The sequence below is a fragment of the Thiohalorhabdus sp. genome, from assembly GCF_036628635.1.
Classification (GTDB): Bacteria; Pseudomonadota; Gammaproteobacteria; order Thiohalorhabdales; family Thiohalorhabdaceae; genus Thiohalorhabdus.
The window spans coordinates 1-5,859 of sequence record NZ_JAZKRM010000081.1 but is presented as its reverse complement, the minus strand read 5'-3'; the positions used below and the strand labels follow the sequence as shown (position 1 = coordinate 5,859).

Below are 5,859 nucleotides of genomic sequence, written 5' to 3'. Positions count from 1 at the left end.
GCTCGGCGAGCAGGTGATCCGCAACTACGACCCCTGCATCTCCTGCGCCACCCACTTCCTGGACCTGACCCTCGAGCGCGGCTGATGGCGGGGGTGGTGCTGGGGGTGGGCTCGCCCGAGGGAGGCGACCGGCTGGGCTGGATGGTGGTCGAGCGCCTGACCGCCCAAGGGGAGGGGCGCGCTCGGCTGGAGGCCCTGGATCGCCCGGGGCCGGCGCTTGTTACCGCCGTGGTCGACGCGGATTTCGCCGTTATCGTGGACGCCGTCCGTTCGCCCGCCCATGCCGGGCCCCTCCACCGTTTAACAACCACCGAGCAGCTGACCGAACCGAGCCCGACCTCCACCCACGGCTTTGGCGTGGCAGAGGCCCTCGCCCTGGGTGAGCGCCTGGACCAGCTGCCGCCCTGGGTGGTGATCGGTGTAGCCATCCCTGACGGGTCCCTGCCGGGCGAGGCGGTGCTGGCGGAGGCGGTTGAAGCCGTTCAGCGGGAGGTGGTCGCGTTTTCGGCGGGCTCCGCAGGCGGGGTCAGGGGCTAACCGGAAGGGCCGTTCCGCCTTGGCACAGCCGACGCAGGATCGCGGCCTGCCCCGGGCTCGTCAGGCTCAGCGCGCGCGCCAGCTCCGCTTCGCCCAGGCCGTTGCGCAGGAGACCGTTGCACGCACGGGCAATCCGGATCCCGTCCAGCTCCTCGCCGGCGTGGACCCGGCCCAGGCGCTGCAGCAAAGCTTCCACCCGCCGCCGGTGGAGCCCGTCGGCACCGCCGTCGCCTCGCCGCACCCAGAGAACCGGTGCTCCCCGCGGAGCCACCGGGCGAAAGAAGCGGGCGGCCACGGGGAAGCCGGCGCAAAGCAAGCGGGCCCATAGGTGGTCGCAGACCTGTGCCGTGCTGGCATGGCTGTCCACTTCCCGGTCCAGATCCGCTACAGCCTGTCGGGCCCGGTCCCGGACCCGGGCCTCATTGGCCGGTCCCCGCCCTTCCAGGGCGCGCAGGACCCGCTCGGTGTGGGTTACGGTCCATTCCGGAAACGGCTGGGAGGGGACGGCGTCGCCGGGCGTTGCCGGCCGAGGCTGGGATGCTGGCATGTTCGGTCTCCAATCGCTCGCGGATCGGAGCCAACGTCCAGGGCCGGGAGCGGCCCGGGGCAACGGCGGGGCCGGATCCCGGAGCCCTAGTCGCGAAGGCTCGCACGGGTTCCCCGAGGCAAGGCCTGCCTCGGGGCCTCCGGCAGGTCTTCGGACTGAGGGGTGGTCCCGCCTCGGCGAGACCCAGACCGCGGCTTCCCATCCTGCCCCTGAGCCCCTACCGGGTCGGCCCGTAGCCCACCTCGGTGGGAGGCTCAGGGGCGGGACAGTGCCCGGGGACCCGGAGTCCCCTGCGGCCTGCCTTCCCCAACACCGCTGCGCGTCAGTCCCGGAATCGCACCGGGTTCCCTGTTACCCAGATATTGGGCTTAACCGAAGGCGACGCCCAAGATACGGGGGATGATGGCGAAGGGCAAGGGCCCCGTTAACCGCCGGCTGCCCCTTCCTCGGGTTGCTCCAGGGGCCGGCGGCGAGCCCTTTCGACGCTGCGCTCGCAGGCGAAGGCGGGCGGACCGTCGAGCTGGCGGGCGAGGGCGTAGGCAGCCGCCGGCCGCATGTTGACCACCACCATTTCCATGCCCGCCACCCCGCACAGGGTGGCAAGGCGCTCCAGCCAGCCGTAATACACCGGATCCACCACCGGCAGGCCACCCAGATCGCATATGAGCCGCCGGGCCCCGTGGTCCTGAAGCTGGGCATAGAGCTGGGCCATATCCTCGTCCGAGTCGCTGGGATCCAGGGCTTCCCCGGGCTCCAGGAGGATCTGGGCCTCGCCCAGCGGGGTTACGTGCAGCCGATCCACCGCGGCCCCCTACCTGGTTTCACCGGCGTCGCCGCGGGCCGGCGAAACATGGATCCCCAGGCGCCGGAAGGCCTCCTTGAGTCCCTCGGATAGGGTCGAGCGGGTGATCATGCCACCCAGGTCGATCTCCAGGTTGGTCATGGCGCGGGCGATCTCCGGGCGGATGCCCGTTAGGATGGCGTCGGCCCCCATGAGGCCAATGGCCCGCATCATCTGGATCAGGTGGTGGGAGATCTGGGAATCGATGGCGGTCACACCGGTCACATCCATGACCACCACCTTGGCGCGGTCGGCCTCGATGCGGGCGAGCAGCTTCTCCATGACGGTCATGGTCCGGGAGCTGTCCAGGGTGCCGATTATGGGGAGGGTCAGCACACCGTCCCAGATCTCGGTTATGGGGGTGGAGGTCTCCCGCAGCTCCTCCTGCTGCGCAGTGATGGTGCGCTCCTTCTCCTCCAGGTAGACATTGAACACATCCAGGGTGATGTCGTTGAACACCGAGGCCAGCTGGAGCAGAAGCTCGCGGCTCTGCTGGAAAGTAAGGCGTTGGTCCTCCTGGAGGTTTTCCAAAAAGACCCGCTGCAGGAACTGAACATAGCGCACGAACTCGGACAGGTCGCCGCCGCGCAGCTGGAGCTGCTGGGAGAAATTGGTGAAGAACTCGCGAAGGGCCTTGAATTCCTTGCGACGGCGGTCGATGCGGCTATCCGCCTGCAGGAGCTTCACGAACAGCTCCAGGAATTCCAGGGTGTATTCGGTAATCTCCTCGTTGGACAGCAGGTTGGACTGGCCGAAAAGCTGCTGGCCCTCCTTCTCGATGATCGAGGAGATGTTGGCCATATTGACGTTGAGCTGCTCGATCAGCAGCTCGTTGAGCGAGACCTCCGATTCCCCTGGCATAAGCTTTATCCCTGCCCGTTTAGGTTGTCCGTGGCGGTTGTGAGTGACTGGACCGAGCGGGTAACCCGGCAGCTACCCCGGTCGGTCCAGAACGCGGACGGCAAACAGCGACCGGTCGTCATTGGCACGCCCCAGCAAATGGCCCAGGAAGAAGGCGATGAGCTGCGGGTGTAAGCGGAACAGGCCCGGAAAGGCGGTCGGCTCCCAGCGGCCGCGGATGCCGTCGGAGGCGGTTACCAGCGTTGTCCCCGGGGCCAAGTCCAGGGCCGCTGCCTGCTCCGCCTTGGCTTCCCGGGTCTGACCCAGAACCCCGGGGGGGAACGGGAAGTTGTGGCGGCTCCGGTTGTCCACCTGGTAGGCGGCGATGTCCCCCACACCCAACAGGGTGCCCTCTCGGGCAACCGGGTCCACCTCGGCGAAGGCCGCTACTGCGCCGCGGGTGCCCCGCAGCCGCCGCCCCAACAGTTCCATGACCGTGGCTGGCGGGTCTGCCCCGGCTACCAGGTCGGTGAGGCCGGACACGGCGTCCGCTGCCTGCTCGCCGTGTCCGAGGCCGTCCATGTGGAGCCAGCGTAGCCGACCCGCCTCGGTTTTCGAAAGGCACACGCAGTCGCCGTTGGCCGGTCGGTCCTGATAGGCCCGCAGGTACATGCCCACCTCGGGGTGGACCTGGTCCGGCTGTTGGGTGTGGCCCTCCGGAAGGAAACGGGCCCAGGCAGCCACTCCATGCCACTGGCTGTTGCCGGAATCGGGTACGGTGAACAGCTCCGCGTGGTGGGCCAAACGGTCAATGGAGCCCAGACCCCGCCCCAGCGTCCCCACCGTGGAGTGGCCCGCCCGGAGGGCCGCCTGAAGATTCGGTATGCCCGGACCGTAGTCCAGAGCGAACAGATCCAGTGCCGGCTGGGGCATTCGTACCTCCCACAACTGCACGAAGCCGCCGCCGGCGTGCTTGAGCTGGTTGCTCATGAGCTCGTTGGCGACGATCTCCAGCCGCTCGCGCACCACATCGCGAAAGCCCATGCGACGGGAGACCGCCCGTAGCCGGGAGCGCAGCAGGACTTGGCTGCTGTCGTCCCGAATGGGGTGCTCGATCTTGAGCTGAACGGGATCGAAGGCGGTATCAGCCATTGTCGGCGGTTGAAGCGGGGGGGGTGGTGTGCTCCGCGTTGGTGATGCGGCCGCGGCCGGCGTTCTTGGAGGCATACAGGGCGCTGTCGGCGCGCTTGACCAACGAATCGCCGCTTTCGTCCGGGTGGAGGCTGGCCAGGCCGATACTGATCTGGCCATCCATGGCTTCCAGTACCCGGGTGGCCATGCCCTCGGTGGTAGCGGTATCGGCGAAGGCGATGATGCTGAACTCGTCGCCGCCCACTCGACAGCACAGATCCACGTCCTCGCGCACAGCGTCGGTCATGGCTAGCGCCATGCGTCCCAAGTAGCGGTCACCATACTGGTGGCCGTAGGTATCATTGACCTCTTTGAAATGGTCCAGGTCGAGCAGGATCAAGGCCAGCGGCTCCTCCTGCCGGTGGCTGCGGCGAACCGACTCCTCCAGGCGCTTCTCGAAGGCGCCGCGGTTTAGCAGTCCGGTGAGGTCGTCGGTTTCCGCTTGGCGGAGGGTGTCCTGTAGCTCGGCGTGCTTGTCCGAAAGGTCGCGCTCGAGCTTGTCCAGCTCCTGCGCCGCTCGCTCCTTGGCAGCTTCCAGCTCTTGCGTGATTTCGGCGTTGCGCTGCCGCAGGAGCTCGGGATCCACCGCCTCGGTGGCCTGCTTCAGGCGGGTTGCCAGGGCGCTGATGGTGTCGCTGTCGGGGGTGGCAGGCAGATCCACCAGGGATCGGATGGTGTCCGCCCAGCGCAGCTGAAGTCGGTGGTCGGCAAGCTCGAGGTGGATGGTGGGTGAAGCGACTTCCCGGTCCTGGCGCAGCTGGGCCAGCTCCCCGAGCGGCCCCTGGATCTCGTTAGCCGCCCGGAAGCTGTTGCCTCCCAAGGCCTCCACGGCCTCCAGAATGAACCGCATGAGGCGCTGGCGGTCCGGCTCCACGGCCAGGGTGAGCTGCAACAGGGGGGTTGCCATAGCCTGCCAGGACGGATTGGAAAGTTGGACAATTATAGCCCTTTGCCCGATTGGGGGACAGGGGTGGGGGAATGGCCGGGGTCGGTGCGATTTTTCCGGTTGAGGAAATCGTGGCTGGCAGGGTAGCTTGGTGGGTCCCTTTGCGGAGATCCCGCCTTGCCCGAAGCCGCCATCCACCTGGAAGCCATCCGGTTTGCCTATCCCGGCGCCGAACGGCCCCTTTTTGACGGACTTTCGCTGGAAGTGACACCGGGCGAGCTCGTCGCCGTTCTGGGTCCCAGCGGCGTGGGCAAGTCCACCTTGCTCAACCTGGTAGCGGGCCTGGCGGTGCCCGACGCTGGAGGGGTGGATGTCCTGGGAACGGATGTGACCGCTTTGGACGAATCGGCGGCGGCACGTTGGCGCCGCAGCAACCTGGGCTTCGTCTTCCAGCAGTTCCATCTGCTTCCCTACCTCACCCTGGCCGAGAACGTGGCTTTACCGCTTGCCCTCAGTGGTCGGGAATGGACCGATTCGGAGGTGGTCGCCTTCCTGGAGCGGCTGGGGCTGGCCGACCGGGCGCAGGCCTATCCCCGTCATCTCAGCGGCGGTCAGGCCCAGCGCGCCGCCATCGCTCGCGCCCTGATCCACCGCCCGCCGATCCTCCTGGCCGATGAGCTGACCGGCAACCTGGACGAGGAGACGGCCGCGGGCATGCTGGACCTCCTCACCGAGGTGGTGGCCGAGGCCGGCGCCACCACCCTGGTGGTGACCCATGCCCCCGAGGTGGCGGCGCGCGCCCACACCCGCTATCGGCTGACCCACCACAACCTCCATCCCGAACCTTGATCCCCGGTTGGCTGCGGCGTCGGCGGACACAGGAAGGCGGCGCAAGGGCCCGCCGCGGCTCCGGCCTGCTGTTCCGGGCCCTGGTGTGGGGCCCGCTGGCCGGCAGGCCCGGCCAGGCCGCCGGCATGGCCGGGGCCATCGCCCTGGGGGTGGCCATGGTGGCGGCCA

The 5,859-nt window shown here is 68.2% G+C and carries 7 protein-coding genes and 1 riboswitch; of the genes, 2 read left to right on the top strand and 5 right to left on the bottom strand.

Annotated elements, in window-relative coordinates:
* Positions 1-84 precede the first annotated feature (84 nt).
* On the top strand, positions 85-537 hold the full coding sequence (locus V5A19_RS13475; RefSeq protein ID WP_443081469.1) for a hydrogenase maturation protease: 453 nt from the start codon (positions 85-87) through the stop codon (positions 535-537).
* Here V5A19_RS13475 and V5A19_RS13470 read toward each other — a convergent pair.
* The 5 genes from V5A19_RS13470 to V5A19_RS13450 all read right to left on the bottom strand — a co-directional run bounded on the left by V5A19_RS13470 (position 527) and on the right by V5A19_RS13450 (position 4,863).
* A complete protein-coding gene (locus V5A19_RS13470) occupies positions 527-1,084 on the bottom strand; it encodes a hypothetical protein (RefSeq protein WP_332319821.1) in 558 nt (185 codons plus the stop codon). The genes V5A19_RS13475 and V5A19_RS13470 overlap by 11 nt on opposite strands.
* A gap of 124 nt (positions 1,085-1,208) precedes the next feature.
* Positions 1,209-1,476: riboswitch (cobalamin riboswitch) on the bottom strand.
* 32 nt (positions 1,477-1,508) lie between these two features.
* Positions 1,509-1,886, bottom strand: coding sequence for a hypothetical protein (locus tag V5A19_RS13465; RefSeq protein WP_332319820.1), 378 nt, complete (start codon positions 1,884-1,886; stop codon positions 1,509-1,511).
* Between the two features lie 9 nt (positions 1,887-1,895).
* Positions 1,896-2,786, bottom strand: coding sequence for an STAS domain-containing protein (locus V5A19_RS13460; protein ID WP_332319819.1), 891 nt, complete (start codon positions 2,784-2,786; stop codon positions 1,896-1,898).
* A gap of 72 nt (positions 2,787-2,858) precedes the next feature.
* The gene (locus V5A19_RS13455; protein WP_332319818.1) at positions 2,859-3,917 is read right to left on the bottom strand and encodes a hypothetical protein; all 1,059 of its coding nucleotides are present in this window, start codon (positions 3,915-3,917) and stop codon (positions 2,859-2,861) included.
* On the bottom strand, positions 3,910-4,863 hold the full coding sequence (locus V5A19_RS13450; protein WP_332319817.1) for a GGDEF domain-containing protein: 954 nt from the start codon (positions 4,861-4,863) through the stop codon (positions 3,910-3,912). Before V5A19_RS13450 ends, V5A19_RS13455 begins: the two co-directional genes overlap by 8 nt.
* Positions 4,864-5,019: 156 nt before the next feature.
* Here V5A19_RS13450 and V5A19_RS13445 point away from each other — a divergent pair, with 156 nt between their 5' ends.
* On the top strand, positions 5,020-5,691 hold the full coding sequence (locus V5A19_RS13445; RefSeq protein ID WP_332319816.1) for an ABC transporter ATP-binding protein: 672 nt from the start codon (positions 5,020-5,022) through the stop codon (positions 5,689-5,691).
* The last annotated feature ends 168 nt before the right edge of the window (positions 5,692-5,859 follow it).